Genomic DNA, 16155 nt, shown 5'->3' with positions numbered 1-16155 from the left:
GGTCCGGAAACAACAATTTGCAAACGTGTCGAAAACTCGACAGTGAGTATCGAAATCACCTTCCGCTCCCGGTACCCAGCCGGATAAGACGTGGAATTCTCCCGCCCACTCATCGACGACCGGGTGCGCCGTTAACCCACCTCGCGAGGGGGCGCAGTCGCGCCGAGATGGGTACGCACGGAGGCCGACGCTTTGCGCAGGTCAGCCGGGAGAAGGAGATTCGGGCCCGGGTGCGACACCTCGGTGGCTGATGGTGAGTCGTCCCCGGCTGTCGCGGGTCACTTCCGTGTCGGTTCCGAAGACGTTCCGCAGATTCTCGGCCGTGAGTACGTCGTGCGGTATTCCCGCCGAAGTGACCCTGCCGTGGTCCAGCATGACGAGCCTGTCGCAGAATCTGGCAGCGAGGGCCAGGTCGTGGACGGCGACCAGAACGGTCTGGTCGGTGGCGGCCAGCATCTCCATCAGTTCCAACTGGTACCTGATATCAAGGTGGTTGAGCGGTTCGTCCAGCAGAATTCCCCAGGGCTGCTGGGCCAGCGCCCGCGCGACGTGGGTTCGCTGTTGCTCTCCGCCGGAAAGCGTCCGCCACGTACGGGTGGCGAGACCGGTCAGGCCCATGCGTGCGAGGGCGGCGTCGACTATGAGGTGGTCCGTGGAGCTGAGGCCACGCCAGCGGTCGCGGAAGGGAGTGCGTCCCAGAGCGACCACGTCCGCGACCCGCAGTTCGCCCGCGGTGTGGGAGGTCTGCGCGACGAAGGCGATGTGCTGGGCGATCCTGCGAGGGCCGAATGCCCGGATGTCGTGCCCGTCGTAGCGGACCGCACCGTGTGTCGGCTTGAGCAGCCCCGCGGCGCATCGCAACAGCGACGACTTCCCGGAGCCGTTGGGGCCGATGAGCCCGACCGTCTCCCCGGGCGCGACCGTGACGTCGACGCCCTCGATGATGGTCTTGTTCCGGACCGTCCAGCCGACCTGTGCGACGTCGATCCTCATAGTCCTCCCCGCTTACGGAGGATGACAGCGAAGACCGGGGCGCCGATGAGCGCCGTGAAGACGCCGACCGGTACCTCCTGGGGCGCGAATGCGACCCGTGCCACCGCGTCCGTGGCCACGAGGAACACCGCACCCCCGAGCGCCGAGAACGGCAGCAGGGACCGGTGCAGCGGCCCGACGAGGAACCGCACGCAGTGCGGGACGATGAGCCCCACGAACCCGATCGCACCCACGAACGCGACGGCCACCGCCGTGAGCAGCGCGGTCGCCACGAGCAGCACGTTCTGCATCGTCCGTACGTTGATGCCGAGCGATGCCGCGGTGTCCTGACCGAAGGCGAAGCCGTCCAGTGCGGTGGAACACGACCACAGGACGAACAGCCCGGCCGTTGTGACGATTGCGCTGATCGCCACGCCGTCCCACCGGGCGGACGCCATCGAGCCGAGGAGCCAGCGGGCCACCGCCCGTGTCGTCTCCGCGTCACCGGAGGCCATGACGATCAGCGAGGTGAGCGCCATGAACAACTGCCCCACGGCGACGCCCGTCAGCAGAATCCGCACGGAGTCCAGGCCGCTGCGGCGCAGCAGAAGCATCAGCACGCCGAACGATGCGAGTGCGCCGGTGAAGGCTCCGCCCGTCACGCCGAGCGAACCGGCTCCGATGCCCAGAACGATGACCGCTACCGCGCCGCTGGAGGCCCCCGAGGAGACGCCCAGCAGATAGGGGTCGGCCAGGGCGTTGCCGGTCACGGCTTGGAGGACCGCTCCGCAGCACGCCAGAGTCGCGCCCACGAAAGCCGCCAGAAGGACGCGGGGTATGCGCAGATCCCAGATAAGGGAGTCGACGAGCGCCGGCAGCGGTTCGACAGCCAGCCCGAGCCGGCTTCCCAGCACCCTGCCGAGGTCTGCATATCCGATGTCGCTGATGCCGATGCGTACGGAGATCGCCATCGAAATCACGAGGAGAGCGATGCCGCCGAGGAAGAGTGCAGGCCGGAGCACCCCGAGACCGACCTCCGCCCGTCGGGGCCGATGGTCGTGGTACGTCCCGTCCGGGACTGGAGCGTCGCGGTGGGACGGGTGGAGCAGCGATGCCGTGATGTGCGCGGCCTCCCGCGCGGCTGCGGGATCCGCTGCGGCTTGTCCCTGATCAACAGGGTCAGCGGGCATACCCGCGGTCCTTCATTTCGTCCGCGAGCAGGCCGAGGGTATGGGTGCTGCGTACCGACGGATCCATTTCGATGCCCGGCACGGTGAGTATCCGCTTCTTCCGTACCGCTGAGAGCTTCGATGTCAAAGGGTCCTCGCGCAGCATGCGCAGCTTGTCGCCTGCGCTGTCGCCCGGCTGCCCCAGTTCGGGGATGTCGCCGAGCACGATCAGGTCCGGGTCACGGTCGGCAACTGCTTCCCACGACACCTCGGGCCACTGCTCGTTGACGTCGTCGAATGCGTTCTTCGCGCCCACGAGCCTGCTCATCTCGCTCGGCAATCCGCCCTTGCCCGCAACGTACGGGGCACCGTCGAACACCGAGTAGATCCATACGACGGATGGCTTGTCCTTCACGTTTTTCCGGACGGACGCTGCCTGTTGAACTTCCTTCTTCTGCCTGTCGATCAGCTCTTGAGCGCGATGCTCCGTCCGGAACATGCGCCCGAGGTTCTCGTAGTCCTTGAAGAGAAGATCGAAGGGTGTCATGCCCGGCTTGTTGTGCCGGGGACAGTCCACGGCACTCACGTACGAGGGAAGGCCCGCGTCCTTCAACTCCTCGCGCGTGCCGACCCGGTCCTTGCCGTAGAGCTCGGCGAAGGAAGCAACTGCCAGATCGGGATTGGCTGCTCGGAGCTGCTCGCTGGTGAGGGTCTTGGGGCTGAGCACCGGCACTTTCTTGTAGTCGGCCCGGTACCGGGGCGCGATGCTCGTCTTCAGATACGAGGTCCCAGCCATACGGTCCGCCACGCCGAGTGCGAGCAAGGTCTCGGTCGAGGACTGGTCGAGGGTGACGGCCCGGCTGGGCGCTTCGGGCACCGAAAGTGACTGCCCGCAGCTACGTACGACCGTGCCCGACTTCTTCTTGCCGGATGAGGGGTGTGGCGCGCTGGAACACGCCGTCGCACCCAGGGCAAGTGCCAGCACGATCGTGATGCGTATGCCCTTGGACATGGTCCTCCATCTATTGCAGCTCTGTTGCAACTGGGTCGTGAACGCAACTGTAACGTGACAACGATTGTCGTTACACCCTGCCAAGTCCCTTGCAGATCGGGTGCCTTGCGGTGCGATCCATCGTCGTCGGGCAGGACTTGGGACGGGCGAGGGGGAACCCCTGCCTTCTCCGGCGTGGGGGCGGCGGAGCGGCGCGAAGGGCTTGCGCCTGTGTGCGCTTCTGGCTCCAGACGTTCAGCGGCCGCCGGCAGGCTGCCCCGCGTAAGCGCCAACCGGGCGCTGGGCGGCCGTGCCTTCGAGGTCACAGTCCATGCATTCACCGCTGAGTTCCAGTGTGTGCGTCACGTTGGAGAAGCCGGTGAGCTGGTCGAGGTGAGAGGCCCATTGTTCGACGATGGCCGCGTCGACGGCTTCGCTGCGTCCGCACAGGCGGCAGATCACATAGTGCTGATGCTCTTCGGTCGAGCGCTTCCTGTAGAGGCGCTCACCGGAGGCTTCGTTCCGTACGACATCGACCTGCTCTGTTCTCTCCAGGTCCCTGAGGGCGCGGTACACGGTGCTCAGTCCCACAAGCGTCCCCGCCTGCGCGAGGCGCGCATGCAGTCCCTGGGCGGAGATGAAGTCCGGGGAGGACGAGAGGTGTTGAAGGATGTCGAGACGCTGCCGGGTGCGCCGGGCACCGAGCGGAGTCTTGTCGCGGGTCTCACTCACGGTGGACGCAGCCCTCCTCGTGTCGAGGTGGTGGGGACGGACGTCAGCGAGGAAGCCGGCGGGTAATCACTGCGTGGCCAGGAGGATGTCGAGTCCTGTGCGCAGTGGTCCCGGGTCGCGCTGTCAGCGATGGAGTCGCCCCCCACCGTCAAAGCGTGGCCGGCCGGTGCCCAGCCTCCCTGCGGGGCGGACGTCTCCAACTGGGCCTGCGGACGCCCGACAGGTGTAGGTGGCTGCCATAGCGCGGACCCCCTAATGAAAATGGATGTCGTTTCTGTAGAATAACGCCCGTGGACCCGACGGACAACGTCCGTCGGACGAACTCCGCTCGGTCGCGGAAACGGATGCACCGGCGCCACCCGTGCCCAGTCCTGGGTCATGCGGGCCGGTGCGGCATGCCGTCCGAACGGTGAACACTTCCGTCAAGATCGCGAGGCTGATCCATGAACGGTCCGGCACCCGCCCCGAGGAATCGCCCTTTCACACTCGTCGCTTGCACCGACTGCCGAGACTCCGCTGATGAGCAGGTGGTGAACCGGCTGCGTCAGGGAGTCAGCCGCTGTCCTCACAGGGTGATGGTTGCCGCTCGCTGTCTGAGAGGTCTGCTGCGCTGCCGCAGTTCACGCGGGCTGCACGCCGCCGTTCAGCCGTGCTCGGAGGACCGCGAGCCGAGAGGTGTGGTGACGCGGCTGGGGCCGATTCGCACCGAGGCGGATGCGGAGGCGGTGGTCGCGTGGTTGCTGACCGGGATGCCGGACGATGACACCTTGCCAGGCATCCTTCGGGCCGGCCCGTCGCCGCATCGCAGCGCCCACCTCAACTGACGGGCGCCTGAACCGTGTCCAAGTGTCTGCTGACTGTGGCGGTGGGGAACAGCCCTGCCGTGCGGGGCGCCGTCGTCGACGAGTTGCTGAGCGCGTCCCCGGACGCCGCCGTCCTGGCGGTCTCCATCCAGAACCGGGACGCGAAGTATCCGGTGGTACAGCGTCTTCTCTCCGGCGTGGACCCGACCCTGCGGGAGACAGCTTCCCTCGCAGCAACAGGCGACCCGGTGGTGATCCTCCGCCAGGCTCTTCTCTCCATCCGTCACGCCGCCCGATGTCCCCACATCGTCCTTGCTCTTCCGGAGGACCTCGATGTTCTGCCCTTCGTGGTGGAACTGTGGGGTGCTCCGGTCGGCAGCAGCTCGTTGGCGGACCACTTCGCCCCGGGGCCTGTCGTAGTGGGGATCGACCCCGCCTCGTCCCTGGCGGAGATGAGCTGTATCCACCGCGCCGTACGTCTGTGGAAGGGGCCGGAGCACGGCGACCCTCTGACGATCGCCGAAGCCGCGGCCCGTCAGGTCGAGGCAGCCGACATCCTGATCGTGTCCTCCACATCGGACGGGAGTGACGGCCCCAGGACCGCAGGCGTCGCCTCGCTGACCCGGCATCTCAACACGCGAGCCCTTCAAATGCCGTTCGCCCGGGCAGGCACACCAGGGACACAGTCCCGCCCGGCGCTCGTATGCCGCTTGCCACCCGGAGCCGTCGATGAGCGGCGCGCCCGCCTGGATCCCGTGACCGTGCCGAGTGCGCACCGTGGCGTCGAGAACGGGGTGCGGACCGTACTGTGGCGAACCCGCCGCCCCGTACATGCCGGAAGGCTGGCCGATGCGCTGGCCGACGTCATGTCCGGCGTTGTACGGAGCCGCGGCCATCTGTGGCTCTCCAGCCGCCCCGACGCCGTCGTGACCTGGCACTCGGCAGGCGCCCACCTGGAGTTGAGAGAGGCGGGAGGCTGGCTGGAGGCGGAGGATGACCGTGCATGGGAGGCTGCCCCGCCGCAACGGCGTGCGCTCGCCTCATGGTTCTGGCACGACTACTACGGTGAGCGACGCAACGAGATCGCCTTCACGGGCGTCGATCTCGATGAGCGACGGATCCAGGCGGTGCTGGACGCCGTCCTGCTCACCGACGAAGAACTGGCCCAGGGAAGGGAGTTCTGGGCGTCTGTCCCGGACCCGCTCCTCGGGGGCACTGATCCCACATGACCCGCACCCACACGCTCGACTACGGCAGCCGGACGAGGTTGAGCCGGTATTCCTCGACTTGGGGGAGGCCCTGTTCAGCGAGGCGGCTGAGCATGTCCTGGTAGATGACCGGCAGTTGCTCGTACATCCGGGGTGGCAGGCTGCTGAGCGTGTGCGAGGCGAGCACGTCCGTGCCCGGCTTCCACGCCGCGAGCTCGGCCGGCCCTGTGCAGGACCACTGCATGCGGGCCTCGACCTTGCTCAGAGCATCGTGGGTGTCCTGCGTGCCGACGACCCCCGGGCCGGCGGTGTCCAGGGCCAGCAGGGAGCCCGGGAAGCGATCCGCGATCATGCCGAGGACGTGGTGGACGTGCGTCTCCTCCAGGAACGGCAGCACGGCTTCGGCGCAGAAGATGTACGGGCCCTCCGCGTCCTCTTCCACCGTGGCGGGCCACGACTCGTCCGTCACTGACGCTGAGATCGTCGTCCGCTGCGCGGTGTCGGTGAAGAAGTTCTGCCGCAGAGCGATCACATCGGGCAGATCGAGGTCGAACCAGCGGGCCTGCGTGCTGTCGACGCGTTCGTGACGCGTGTTGAGGCCGGAGCCGAGTTCCACCACCGTTCCCGAGGGGTTTGCGGTGAGGAAGTCCGTCACCCACCGGTCGAACAAGGCGGTGCGCAGTACCGCGCCGGTGAGGCTCGGCAGGTCATCGAAGCGTGAGAAGTCGTAGTCGATCGCGGCGACGATCTCCTCCGCTCGCGGGTCCCGCACGATGGCCTCTGCCTTGCGATTCTCCACCGCCCGGCCGTACAGCGGGATCAGCAGAGTCTCTTGAACCGTCCCCAACCGCACACTGTGCTTCGTCACGGGGTTCTCCTTCTCTCGCATCAAGCGCACCGGGTGACGGGAACTCAGCCGGAGCCTCCGGTCCGGTGGAGACCGGGCTGGACAGGAGGGCCCCCACGGCCACTGTCCAGCCCGGCGACTTCACCTGTGCACGGCAGAAACCTGCTCCGGGTGGTCGTGTTCGCAGTCGTCGTCGATGCCGAAGGTGTCCCACTCCGGGAAGGGGTCGACGGACGGGACGCTCTCGTGGCTTGTCATGAGGCAGCCGGACAAGGCTTCGTGCAGTGCCGCGGGGCGCAAGTCGGTGCCGATGAAGACCAGTTCCTGCCCCTGAGGGGAGCCGGGATCGTGGGTGCCGGAGGGTTCGAACCGGGCCACGGCGCCGGCCTGCGACCACAGACCGGTCACTCGGGGGCGGCTTGCCAGCCGGAAGAACCCCTTGGACCGCAGGATCCGGCCGAACGAGCCGTCATCGAGCTGTTCCGTCACGAACTCCCACAACCGGCTCGGGTGGAACGGCACTTCGGAGCGGAAGACGGTCGAGGAGATTCCGTACTCCTCGGTCTCGGGAACATGGTCGCCGTTGAGCTCCATGACCCAGCCGGGAGCCTGCTGGGCACGTTCCAGGTCGAACAGTCCGGTGCCCAGCACGTCCTCGAGATTCACGCGGCCAAGAGAGACGGGCAGGATCCGGGCTGAGGGGTTGAGCCGCGTGAGGGCTGCCCGGAGGCGGGCGGCTGTACCGTCGTCCACCAGGTCGAGCTTGTTTAGCACGATGACGTCGGCGAACTCGATCTGGTCCATCAACAGGTCACTGACGGTGCGCTCGTCGTTCTCATACTGGTCGAGGCCGCGCTCGGCCAGGCCGTCCCCGCCCGTCAGCTCCGGCAGGAAGTTCGCGGCGTCGACGACCGTGACCATGGTGTCGAGGCGTGCGATGTCCCCGAGGACGGCACCGTCGTCGCGGGGAAAGGCGAACGTGGCCGCCACCGGCATCGGTTCGGAGATCCCGCTGGACTCGATGAGCAGATGGTCGAAGCGTCCCTCACGAGCCAGCCGGTCGACCTCTTCGAGGAGATCGTCGCGCAATGTGCAGCAGATGCAGCCGTTGGTCATCTCGACCAGACGCTCTTCGGTGCGCGACAGGGCCGCCTCACCGCCGCGCACGAGCGCGGCGTCGATGTTGACCTCGCTCATGTCGTTGACGATGACCGCGACGCGCAGTCCTTCGCGGTTGCCCAGGACATGGTTGAGCAGCGTGGTCTTGCCGGCGCCGAGGAAACCCGAGAGCACCGTGACGGGCAGCCGCTCATGTGCCGTGCCTGCCATGCCGGTTCAGTCCCCGGGCTTCAGCAGCCCGCGCTGGTACGCCCGCACCAGCCGCTGCGGTACCTGGTACGTGGTTCCGTCGATCGTGACCGGCACGAGCTGCGGCGTCGTGGCCTTCCACTGAGCGCGGCGGTGGCGGGTGTTGCTGCGGGACATCTTGCGCTTGGGGACGGCCATGGGGCACCTCCGTGACGAGTGCGTGCCCCCGCAGACTAGATGAAAATGGGTTCCATTAGCAATGTCTGTTCGGGGGGAATCGCAGCTTGCGGGGAGAGGGGGCCGCCGCGCGGGTCAGCGTGCCTCGGCGCTGAGCAGGGTGAGGATGCGGGTCGTGCGGTCGCCTGCGTGTGCGTCCCTGCCGTGCCAGCAGCGGTAGTTGTCGAGGATGAGGATGTCCCCCTCCTCGAGTGAGAACCGGGGGAGCGTGCTCTCCAGTGCGCGGACCTTCTCCTCGAAGCGGGTCAGCATGACCTTGATGTGCTCCTCGTCCGGATCCCGGTGCAGGGGTACGGCACCGTCGCTGCGGCGCACGATCCGACGTCCCCCTCGGGTGTACTCGACATGCCTGCCCGCGCGCGGAGTTGAGGGCAGGCCCCGCAAGCCGGCCCAGGCTCCGTAGAAGTCGACGTCGGTCACCGTCAGGAACTCCCACAGCTCCGGATCCGCGGTTCGCAGAGTGTCCACGAAGCGGTAAGCGTCGGCCACGAACGACTCTCCCCCTGACAGCGGCGGCCGAGTGAGCTGCACGAGGGCGAAGTCCTCATCGGGGTGGCGCCGCCTCGTGGGCACCCCGGCCACGTCCACCACGACGTCGAAGCTGTCCGCGTGCAGGTGCACCGGGGAACCTTCGGACGAGGACCGCTGGCGCTGCGGGAAGAGCTGCCGCAGCTGCTCGCCGAGGGCGAAGGCTGCGGCGACGGTGAGGGTCCGCGCAGACGGAGCCTGTCCGGTCAGGACGACGGCGCCGTCCCGCGCGAGGCAGCTCGAGACTGCGTCGGCGCACCCCATGTCGAGCCGTTCGGGGACCAGTCCGGCATCGGCCGGGGCCGCGAGCATCTCCTGCATTGCTGTTCGTATCCCTTCAAGCAGTACCGGGTCTTCGCCGTCCGTGGGTCCGCAGATCCGCGGGCGGAGCCGTCCCCACCGACCTCAGGTGGCCTGGTCGGTCCAGTCGGCCGCCGTCGCAACAGTACCTATGAACAGCCGACCTTGGATTGATTTTCATTTTCATATATGCTTCCGGTTCGTCGCTCGATTGGGAGGACGGGCATGAAGACGGAGACGCACGAACTGGCGCCTGAGCCAGTGGGCTGCGAGACAGCAGGTGACGAACGGCTGCGCGAGCTCTTCTGGACGCCGGTCGGCGCGGCTACCGCGGACGCGGCGCAACTGCGCATGGGAGCACACGTCCTCGCCCTGCGCTGCGGGTCGGGAGCCACCGCCCTGGCCGCCGCCGAGCGTACGGGTCCGGTGGGCACGGTCGATGCTGTCGACCCCTCAGGCCCTCTCATCATCCGGGCACGCGGCGAGGCCGCCGCCCGCAGGCTGAGCAACGTGGACTTCGTGCAGGGCGATGTCCTTACGTGGCCCCCGCGGAGAGGTGGCTACGACTCCATCCTCTGCGCAGGAGGCACGGACGCCTTCCGTGATCCGGCCTCCGCGAGGGAGCGGCTGCTCCAGCTGATGCGCCCCGGCGGGCGGCTGACGGTGAGCGTCTGGGCCGAGACGGCGCTCGAACCGCTCGCTGAAACGCTCCTGCAGGCAATCAGCCTGGTGGAGGCGGTTCCCGGTTCGGCCTCGTGGTCGACAGCAGTGGACAGCCCCACTGGAACGCCCGCCTCGTTGAGGGACTGGCTGGCCGAGCGCTCGCTGTCCTTCCCCGACATCCGCACTCATCGTCTGACCTTGCCCGCCGACCCGGATCTGCTCTGGCCGCTACTGCTCAGGACACGCCTGAAGGCGGTTCTCGATGGGCTGTCTCCGGCGACGACGGCATGCGTGCGGCGGCGGTTCGCTCAGGTGCTGCTCGCCGGACGGAGGGACACCTTCGACGTCACCGTCCTCATCGGCACCGGCACGTTGTGCCGCGTCACATCCACCCCACGCGCCGAAGATGCCGGCCCAAGGCCCGGCAGGACGCGTCCCGGTGATGCCACTCGCCCACCATCGCCTCTCTGACACCCACCGGTTCACGTACAGGAGATCCATGTTCCGCCTTCTGCCCGTCTGCCAGTACGCGCACGACCTGCCCCGCCGCACGAGCACAGCCCCGGTTCCGGCCCACCCGCCGGCCGTGGCGATATGACGGGGTGTGACCTGGTGCAATCACCTCAACTGGACCACTCCCTGGGCTGGGAGGACGGAAGCATCCTCGCCGTCGACCAGCGGGTACTGCCGCATGAACACTGCCTGCTCCGCCTGAGCACAGTCGACCAACTCCTGGAAGCCATCGGGACGTTGGCGATCCGCGGTGCCCCGGCCATCGGGCTGGCGGCAGCCCTCGGCGTGGCGCTGTCCGCCCACCGGAACTCTGCCGGGGGAATTGTCGACGACGCGGCCGTCCGGGCCGATGCCGCACGCCTGAGCGCGGTTCGCCCCACGGCCGTCAATCTGGCCTGGGGCGTACGCAGGGCCGCGGCGCGTCTCGACGACGGGCCCGGCGCCGTACTGGCAGAGGCCCTTGCCATGCTGGATGAGGACGCGGCAGCTAACGCGGCCACGGCGCAACGGGGTGCCGATTTCGTGGAGTCGCTGATACCCCACGGGCCCCTGCGTCTTCTCACGCACTGCAACACAGGGCGACTTGCCACTGCCGCTGTCGGCACAGCCCTCGGTGCGATCGTGGCCCTGCACGGACGCGGCCGGGTCAGCGAAGTGCTGGTCGGCGAGACCCGACCGTTGCTGCAGGGCGCCCGGCTCACTGCATGGGAGCTCGGCGAGGCCGATGTTCCCTACCGGCTGTGCGTCGACTCCGCGGCAGCCGCGGCCATGGCGCGGGGGATGGTGGACTGCGTTCTGGTGGGCGCGGACCGCATCGCGGCGAACGGCGACGTCGCCAACAAGATCGGTACCTACGGACTGGCCGTGTCCGCGGCACACCACGGCATTCCTTTCGTGGTGGTCGCGCCGCGGTCCACGTGGGACGAGGAGCTGGCCGACGGCTCGCAGATCGTGATCGAGGAACGTGACGCGACCGAGGTGACATCGCTGGCAGGCATTGGCGTCGCGCCCGCCCGCGCCGCGGTCCACAATCCGGCCTTCGACGTCACCCCGGCTGAACTGGTCACGGCCGTCGTCTCCGAACACCGCATCTTCCGGCCCCGATCCAGTCAAGCCGACCTGACGAGCCCGGTGGCACCGTGAGCGGCGGCCTCGCCCACGGGCAACAGACGGAGGTCGCAGACGAACTCGCCGCGCTCTCACGGCAGTTGTATGAACGCGGGTGGATGCCGGGCACGGCCGGCAACCTCTCCGTACGGCTGCCGGACGGGCATGCCGTGATCACCGGCAGCGGCCGGGACAAGGGCACCCTCACGCGGCACGACATGGCACTCGTGGACACCGGCACGGGCGGGCAGCTGAGTCCCGGCCTGCCACGGGCTTCGGCGGAGACCACCATCCACGCGGCGGTCTACCGCACCACCCGGGCACGGGCCGTCGTGCACGTCCACTCGCCTTACGCCACCGCTGTCGCCTGCCGCGCGGGTGACCCGGCGCGGACCCGGACATTGCCCCTCACCGGCTTCGAACTGCTCAAGGGCCTCGGCCTGAAACACCCCGCCGCCTGTGATCTCCCCGTCTTCCCCAACTGGCGGGAGGTGCCCCGGATCGCGGCGGACGTCGCCGGTCACCTGGGCGCCACCGCCGACGCACCGCCCGGCCTCCTCATCACCGATCACGGCATCACCACATGGGGGGACGACCTCCGGCAGGCCCGAAACCGTCTGGAGTGCCTGGAGTCGATCTGCCAACTGCTCCTCCTCACGAGAACCGATTTCGCAGAACCATGGAAGAGGGAGTGATCTCATGACACTGCTGCAAGTCATGCCCGAGGACGACCCGGAAAACGTGCTGCTGCGCACCGAGGACCACGAGCGGATCACCGAAGCGCTGGGCGATTCCTCCGTGACGCTGCGCCGGTGGCCCGTGCGCGGCACCGTCACCCCTGGCACAAGCCAGGAACAAGTCCTCTCCCGCTACCGGACCGAGGTGGACGAGTTGTGCGCGCACGAAGGGCTCGGCCTCGTCGACGTCGCCCAACTGCACCCCGAGGACACCGAGGAGTGGAAGGCGCAGGCAGCCAAGGCTCGTTCGGCCTTTCTCGAGGAGCACAGGCACGGCGAGGACGAGGTGCGCTTCTTCGCGCACGGAACCGGCTGCTTCTACCTCCACATCGGCGAACGCGTCTACGCGACCGTGTGCACGGCGGGCGATCTTCTCTCCGTACCTGCCGGCACACGCCACTGGTTCGACATGGGACCGCGCCCCGAATTCACCGCGATCCGCTTCTTCGAGAAGGCCGACGGATGGGTGGGCGACTTCACCGGCGACCCGATCGGACAGCGCTTCCCCCGCCTCGACGCTCTTCTCAAGGCCGGGGCGGCACGATGACGGCGGAGACGACGCCGGTGCGGGCCGTGGTCCTCGACATCGAGGGGACCACGGGCTCGGCCTCCCACGTGCACGACGTGCTCTTCCCGTACGCCAGGAAGCGCTTCGCCGATTGGCTGGCGGCGCATCGCGGCGAGCGCGCCCACGCGGAACTCCTGCGAGAGATACGGGACTTCACCGGCGACGCCGCGCTCGGGGAGGAGGAGGCCGTGACGGCCCTGGAGCGCTGGTCCGACCAGGACCTGAAGGCTCCACCGCTGAAGAGGGCCCAGGGCCTGATCTGGGCCGACGGCTACGCACGCGGCGAACTGGCGGGCCACGTCTACGACGACGTGCCATCAGCGCTCGCCCTCTGGAGGCACGCCGGCATTGACTGCTTCATCTATTCCTCGGGCTCGCGCGCGGCCCAGCGCGACTGGTTCGCGCACAGCAATCACGGCGACCTCAGCGGCCTCGTGTGCGACCACTTCGACCTCCTCGACGCAGGGAACAAGCACAACGCCGAGTCCTACCGGAACATCGCCGAGGCCGTTCGCACACCGCCGGGCGAAATCCTCTTCCTCAGCGACGAGTGCCGCGAGCTGGATGCCGCAGCGACGGCCGGCTGGCAGACGGTGGCCGTACGGCGCCCCGGTGACCCCCGCGGAGCCCAAGTGGACGGCCACCGGGTCGTCGTCTCCTCGCTGGACGAGCTCCGGTTGCTGAGCGGCTCCCGGACCACGGAAACCGTCCGCCGGACAGCGGACGTCCCCAACTCCCCTGCAGAGAGGCCGCGATGACAGACGACCCCCGACTCCCTGCGGCCGACGTAGGGGTGATCGGCGGCAGCGGATTCTACGAGTTGCTCTCCGAGGCCGAAGAGCTCCGGGTCGACACCCCGTTCGGTGAACCGGCCGATGCGGTCACCGTGGGGACGGCCGGGGGACGTCGCGTGGCGTTCCTGCCGCGACACGGCCGGGGGCACCGTTTCCCCGCCCACAAGATCAACTATCGGGCGAACATGTGGGCACTGCGCTCCGTGGGCGTCCGCCAGATACTCGCCCCCTGTGCCGCCGGGTCACTGCGCCGCGATCTGGGGCCGGGCACGGTCGTGGTGCCGGACCAGCTCGTGGACCGTACGAGCGGCCGCGTCCAGACCTTCTACGACGAGGGTGCCGTGCACGTCTCGTTCGCCGACCCCTACTACGAGCCGGGACGCTCGGCGCTCCTCAAGGCAGCTGCCGTCATGGGCGGCGAAGCCGTCGACGGCGGGACGATGGTCGTCGTCGAGGGGCCGAGGTTCTCCACCCGCGCCGAGTCCCGGTGGTTCGCTTCGCAGGGCTGGTCGCTGGTGAATATGACCGGTCACCCTGAGGCCGTGCTCGCTCGTGAACTGGATATGTGCTACGCGTCGTTGGCCCTGGTGACCGACTTGGATGCCGGTATCGGCCCCGAGGACGGCGTCGCCCAGGAGGATGTCTTCGCGCTGTTCGCCCAGAACGTCGAACGACTGCGCCGCATCGTCCTCCAGGCCGTGGAGCTCCTGCCCGAGAGTGTCCAGGAACTGCCGTGCGCACGGGCGACGCAGGGGATGACACTGCCCTTCGAACTGCCCTGAAACGATGCGACGCTCCCAACCCGGCCCTTTTCCTCAGACCGTGAGCAGGGGTTCGGCGGTGGGGGCTCGCACGCCGGAGAAGCTGAGCGTGCGGTAGACGGCGACACCGTCAGCCAGTTCCGCGCACGCCCGGGCCGCCTCCATGGCCCTGCGCGTACATGAGGGATCCCGGGAGTCCAGGAGTACTCCGAGAGTCGTGCCGCTGTGCCCCACGGCCACACCGAGACCGCCCACCTCACGGCAGATCTCCCGCATCGGCTCCAGCGACCGCTTGTACCGCAGCGGCTGGTTCATCAGCGCACTCCGGGTCGCGACCCTGCCCACTTCCGCCAGATCGTGACGCGGGATGGCGTCAGCGAGCCTGTCCAGCAGTCGGGCGTACTCGTAACCCTGCGCTGTGGAGTAGGACTTGGGTATGCGGTTGTAGGCGACGGTGTCCACGGCGCCGCCCTCGTCGATCCCCACCACGGTCATCGCCGGGAGGGATCCGAGGACCGCGCGCAGCCGCACCTCCCGGTGGTGGAACGCGACGATCCCTGGGTAGAGCACGCCGTCCGTCGGTTCGATCCGGGCCAGCAATCGCTCGATCCGGCCGGGCGGCATCGGCGTGCTGAGGGTCTTCGCCACGGCTCGGGCCGTGGCGACGAGGTCCGCCGATGAACTGGCCAGCCCCTTGCCCTCGGGGATCACACTGCTGACGGTCAGTACGCCGCCGACGGGGCGGCGCTCCTCTTCGGCGATCAAGTGCGCCAACTGCAGTGCTTTCTTCTTGTGCACGGGCCGGACGGTGATTCCGTCTGCCCCCGGGTCCTGACGGAATGTCGCCATGCTCCACCTGGCGACCGGCAGGGTCACGAGGAAGTCGCCGCCATCCCCCGGCAGTACACCCTGAAGAAGTTCGCCGAAGGTGCCGAAGGCCGTGCCAGTGCCCGTCAGCCCCTGTCGCGGTGTCACGTCGTGGGAGCGCTTCACGTGTTCCTCTCTTTTCCTGCGCCGCCTCCTCGTAGCCGTAGCTCTGCGACCGCACGAGTGCGTGTGTCCGAGATCCGCCGGACACCTGCCGGCGGCCGACTCGATGTCACATCACGGTGAAGGCAGCTGAGGGTTCAGGGGACCGCACCAGATACGGGACCCGGCTGAAGGGCCATGTGGGACGGGACTTCTCGCGTACGCGTGAGGTCAGTTGACGGCTGTTGCGACGCCGGCATCGAGGGCCCACGCCGGATGTCGTGGTGGAGATGAAACTGATAATCGTTCTAACTCATCCGGATGCGATGAGGCAAGCCGGCGTTGCCTGTGCGCATTGGTGTCCTCGGGGTCGAGTGGCCTCGCTGCGCTGCCGGCGGTGCGCGGTGGCCAATAGTGGTCTTGACAATCATTTCCATTTGGTTGATGCTCGCTGACGCGAGGCAGCCGCCCGGATTCAGCCGTGCCGTATCGGGGCGTGCGCCGCTCCGGGCCGCGAGAACTGCGGCGGGATGTCTCGGAGTTCACCTCCTGCGGGAGGCGCGCGTCATGACGGAGCAGTGCAGCCGGCGGGGACGGGACCCGCAGGAAGAACCCCAGCAGGAGTCTCAATGACGAAATCAAGCGGCTTGCGTGACCGGTGGGGCGGAGGTGAAGACCCTTCCGTCACGCAGCAGCGCCCACATCACGCTCGCTCGTCGGCGGGCCAGGGCGATGATGGCCTGGACGTGTTTGCAGCCCTCTCCGCGCTTCTTGAGGTAGAAGTCCCGGTTCGGTCCCTCGCGAATGATGCTGGTCTGCGCGGACATGTAGAACACCCGGCGCAGGCGGCGGCTGTAGCGCTGGGGCCGGTGCAGGTTGCCGGTGCGGCGCCCGGAGTCACGCGGGACCGGCACCAGTCCGGCCGCAGAGGCCAGATGGCCGGCGTCG

The 16155-nt window shown here is 68.2% G+C and carries 17 protein-coding genes; 7 read left to right on the top strand and 10 right to left on the bottom strand.

What is annotated here, in order from left to right:
- Positions 1-201 precede the first annotated feature (201 nt).
- The 4 genes from H180DRAFT_RS11835 to H180DRAFT_RS11820 all read right to left on the bottom strand — a co-directional run bounded on the left by H180DRAFT_RS11835 (position 202) and on the right by H180DRAFT_RS11820 (position 3864).
- Positions 202-993, bottom strand: a complete 792-nt coding sequence (locus H180DRAFT_RS11835; protein WP_055486003.1) for an ABC transporter ATP-binding protein — start codon at positions 991-993, stop codon at positions 202-204.
- Positions 990-1994: a FecCD family ABC transporter permease gene (locus H180DRAFT_RS11830; protein ID WP_254665990.1), complete on the bottom strand. Its 1005-nt coding sequence runs from the start codon at positions 1992-1994 to the stop codon at positions 990-992. Before H180DRAFT_RS11830 ends, H180DRAFT_RS11835 begins: the two co-directional genes overlap by 4 nt.
- Before the next feature lie 157 nt (positions 1995-2151).
- Complete coding sequence (locus tag H180DRAFT_RS11825) at positions 2152-3153, bottom strand: ABC transporter substrate-binding protein (protein WP_055486002.1); 1002 nt, start codon at positions 3151-3153, stop codon at positions 2152-2154.
- A 234-nt stretch (positions 3154-3387) separates the two neighbouring features.
- Positions 3388-3864 carry a Fur family transcriptional regulator gene (locus H180DRAFT_RS11820; RefSeq protein ID WP_079100045.1) on the bottom strand — a complete coding sequence of 159 codons (477 nt, stop codon included), beginning with the start codon at positions 3862-3864 and terminating at the stop codon, positions 3388-3390.
- Positions 3865-4729: 865 nt separating this feature from the next.
- Here H180DRAFT_RS11820 and H180DRAFT_RS11810 point away from each other — a divergent pair.
- Positions 4730-5896: a GTP-binding protein gene (locus H180DRAFT_RS11810; RefSeq protein WP_254665989.1), complete on the top strand. Its 1167-nt coding sequence runs from the start codon at positions 4730-4732 to the stop codon at positions 5894-5896.
- Positions 5897-5915: 19 nt separating this feature from the next.
- On the opposite strand, the gene H180DRAFT_RS11805 is transcribed toward H180DRAFT_RS11810, so the two are convergent.
- The 4 genes from H180DRAFT_RS11805 to H180DRAFT_RS11790 all read right to left on the bottom strand — a co-directional run bounded on the left by H180DRAFT_RS11805 (position 5916) and on the right by H180DRAFT_RS11790 (position 9116).
- Complete coding sequence (locus tag H180DRAFT_RS11805; RefSeq protein WP_074466754.1) at positions 5916-6743, bottom strand: class I SAM-dependent methyltransferase; 828 nt, start codon at positions 6741-6743, stop codon at positions 5916-5918.
- A 120-nt stretch (positions 6744-6863) separates the two neighbouring features.
- Complete coding sequence (locus tag H180DRAFT_RS11800; protein ID WP_055485998.1) at positions 6864-8051, bottom strand: GTP-binding protein; 1188 nt, start codon at positions 8049-8051, stop codon at positions 6864-6866.
- Positions 8052-8057: 6 nt separating this feature from the next.
- Complete coding sequence (gene rpmF, locus H180DRAFT_RS11795; protein WP_055485997.1) at positions 8058-8228, bottom strand: 50S ribosomal protein L32; 171 nt, start codon at positions 8226-8228, stop codon at positions 8058-8060.
- A gap of 114 nt (positions 8229-8342) precedes the next feature.
- The gene (locus H180DRAFT_RS11790) at positions 8343-9116 is read right to left on the bottom strand and encodes a TauD/TfdA family dioxygenase (RefSeq protein ID WP_079100043.1); all 774 of its coding nucleotides are present in this window, start codon (positions 9114-9116) and stop codon (positions 8343-8345) included.
- Between the two features lie 204 nt (positions 9117-9320).
- Between H180DRAFT_RS11790 and H180DRAFT_RS11785 the strand changes: the two genes are divergently transcribed.
- The 6 genes from H180DRAFT_RS11785 (at position 9321) to H180DRAFT_RS11760 (ending at position 14259) form a co-directional block, all read left to right on the top strand.
- Positions 9321-10229, top strand: coding sequence for a class I SAM-dependent methyltransferase (locus tag H180DRAFT_RS11785; protein ID WP_055485996.1), 909 nt, complete (start codon positions 9321-9323; stop codon positions 10227-10229).
- A gap of 141 nt (positions 10230-10370) precedes the next feature.
- Positions 10371-11414, top strand: a complete 1044-nt coding sequence (gene mtnA, locus H180DRAFT_RS30395; RefSeq protein WP_254665988.1) for an S-methyl-5-thioribose-1-phosphate isomerase — start codon at positions 10371-10373, stop codon at positions 11412-11414.
- Positions 11411-12073 carry a methylthioribulose 1-phosphate dehydratase gene (mtnB, locus tag H180DRAFT_RS30390; protein WP_055485994.1) on the top strand — a complete coding sequence of 221 codons (663 nt, stop codon included), beginning with the start codon at positions 11411-11413 and terminating at the stop codon, positions 12071-12073. The genes mtnA and mtnB overlap by 4 nt, the downstream gene beginning before the upstream one ends.
- Positions 12074-12077: 4 nt before the next feature.
- On the top strand, positions 12078-12662 hold the full coding sequence (locus H180DRAFT_RS11770) for a 1,2-dihydroxy-3-keto-5-methylthiopentene dioxygenase (protein ID WP_055485993.1): 585 nt from the start codon (positions 12078-12080) through the stop codon (positions 12660-12662).
- Positions 12659-13441: an acireductone synthase gene (gene mtnC, locus H180DRAFT_RS11765; RefSeq protein WP_055485992.1), complete on the top strand. Its 783-nt coding sequence runs from the start codon at positions 12659-12661 to the stop codon at positions 13439-13441. Before H180DRAFT_RS11770 ends, mtnC begins: the two co-directional genes overlap by 4 nt.
- Positions 13438-14259 carry an S-methyl-5'-thioadenosine phosphorylase gene (locus tag H180DRAFT_RS11760; protein ID WP_055485991.1) on the top strand — a complete coding sequence of 274 codons (822 nt, stop codon included), beginning with the start codon at positions 13438-13440 and terminating at the stop codon, positions 14257-14259. The genes mtnC and H180DRAFT_RS11760 overlap by 4 nt, the downstream gene beginning before the upstream one ends.
- 33 nt (positions 14260-14292) lie before the next feature.
- Here H180DRAFT_RS11760 and H180DRAFT_RS11755 read toward each other — a convergent pair whose 3' ends face one another.
- Positions 14293-15231 (bottom strand): GHMP family kinase ATP-binding protein, encoded by a 939-nt coding sequence (locus H180DRAFT_RS11755; RefSeq protein ID WP_055485990.1) that lies wholly within the window; start codon positions 15229-15231, stop codon positions 14293-14295.
- Between the two features lie 614 nt (positions 15232-15845).
- The coding region (locus H180DRAFT_RS11750) for a transposase (RefSeq protein WP_139151381.1) at positions 15846-16155 on the bottom strand (310 nt) is incomplete at its 5' end.

This window comes from Streptomyces sp. WMMB 322 (assembly GCF_900090145.1).
Taxonomy (GTDB): domain Bacteria; phylum Actinomycetota; class Actinomycetes; order Streptomycetales; family Streptomycetaceae; genus Streptomyces.
Note: the sequence above shows the minus strand (reverse complement) of the source record. Positions and strands in the feature narration are given on the sequence as shown.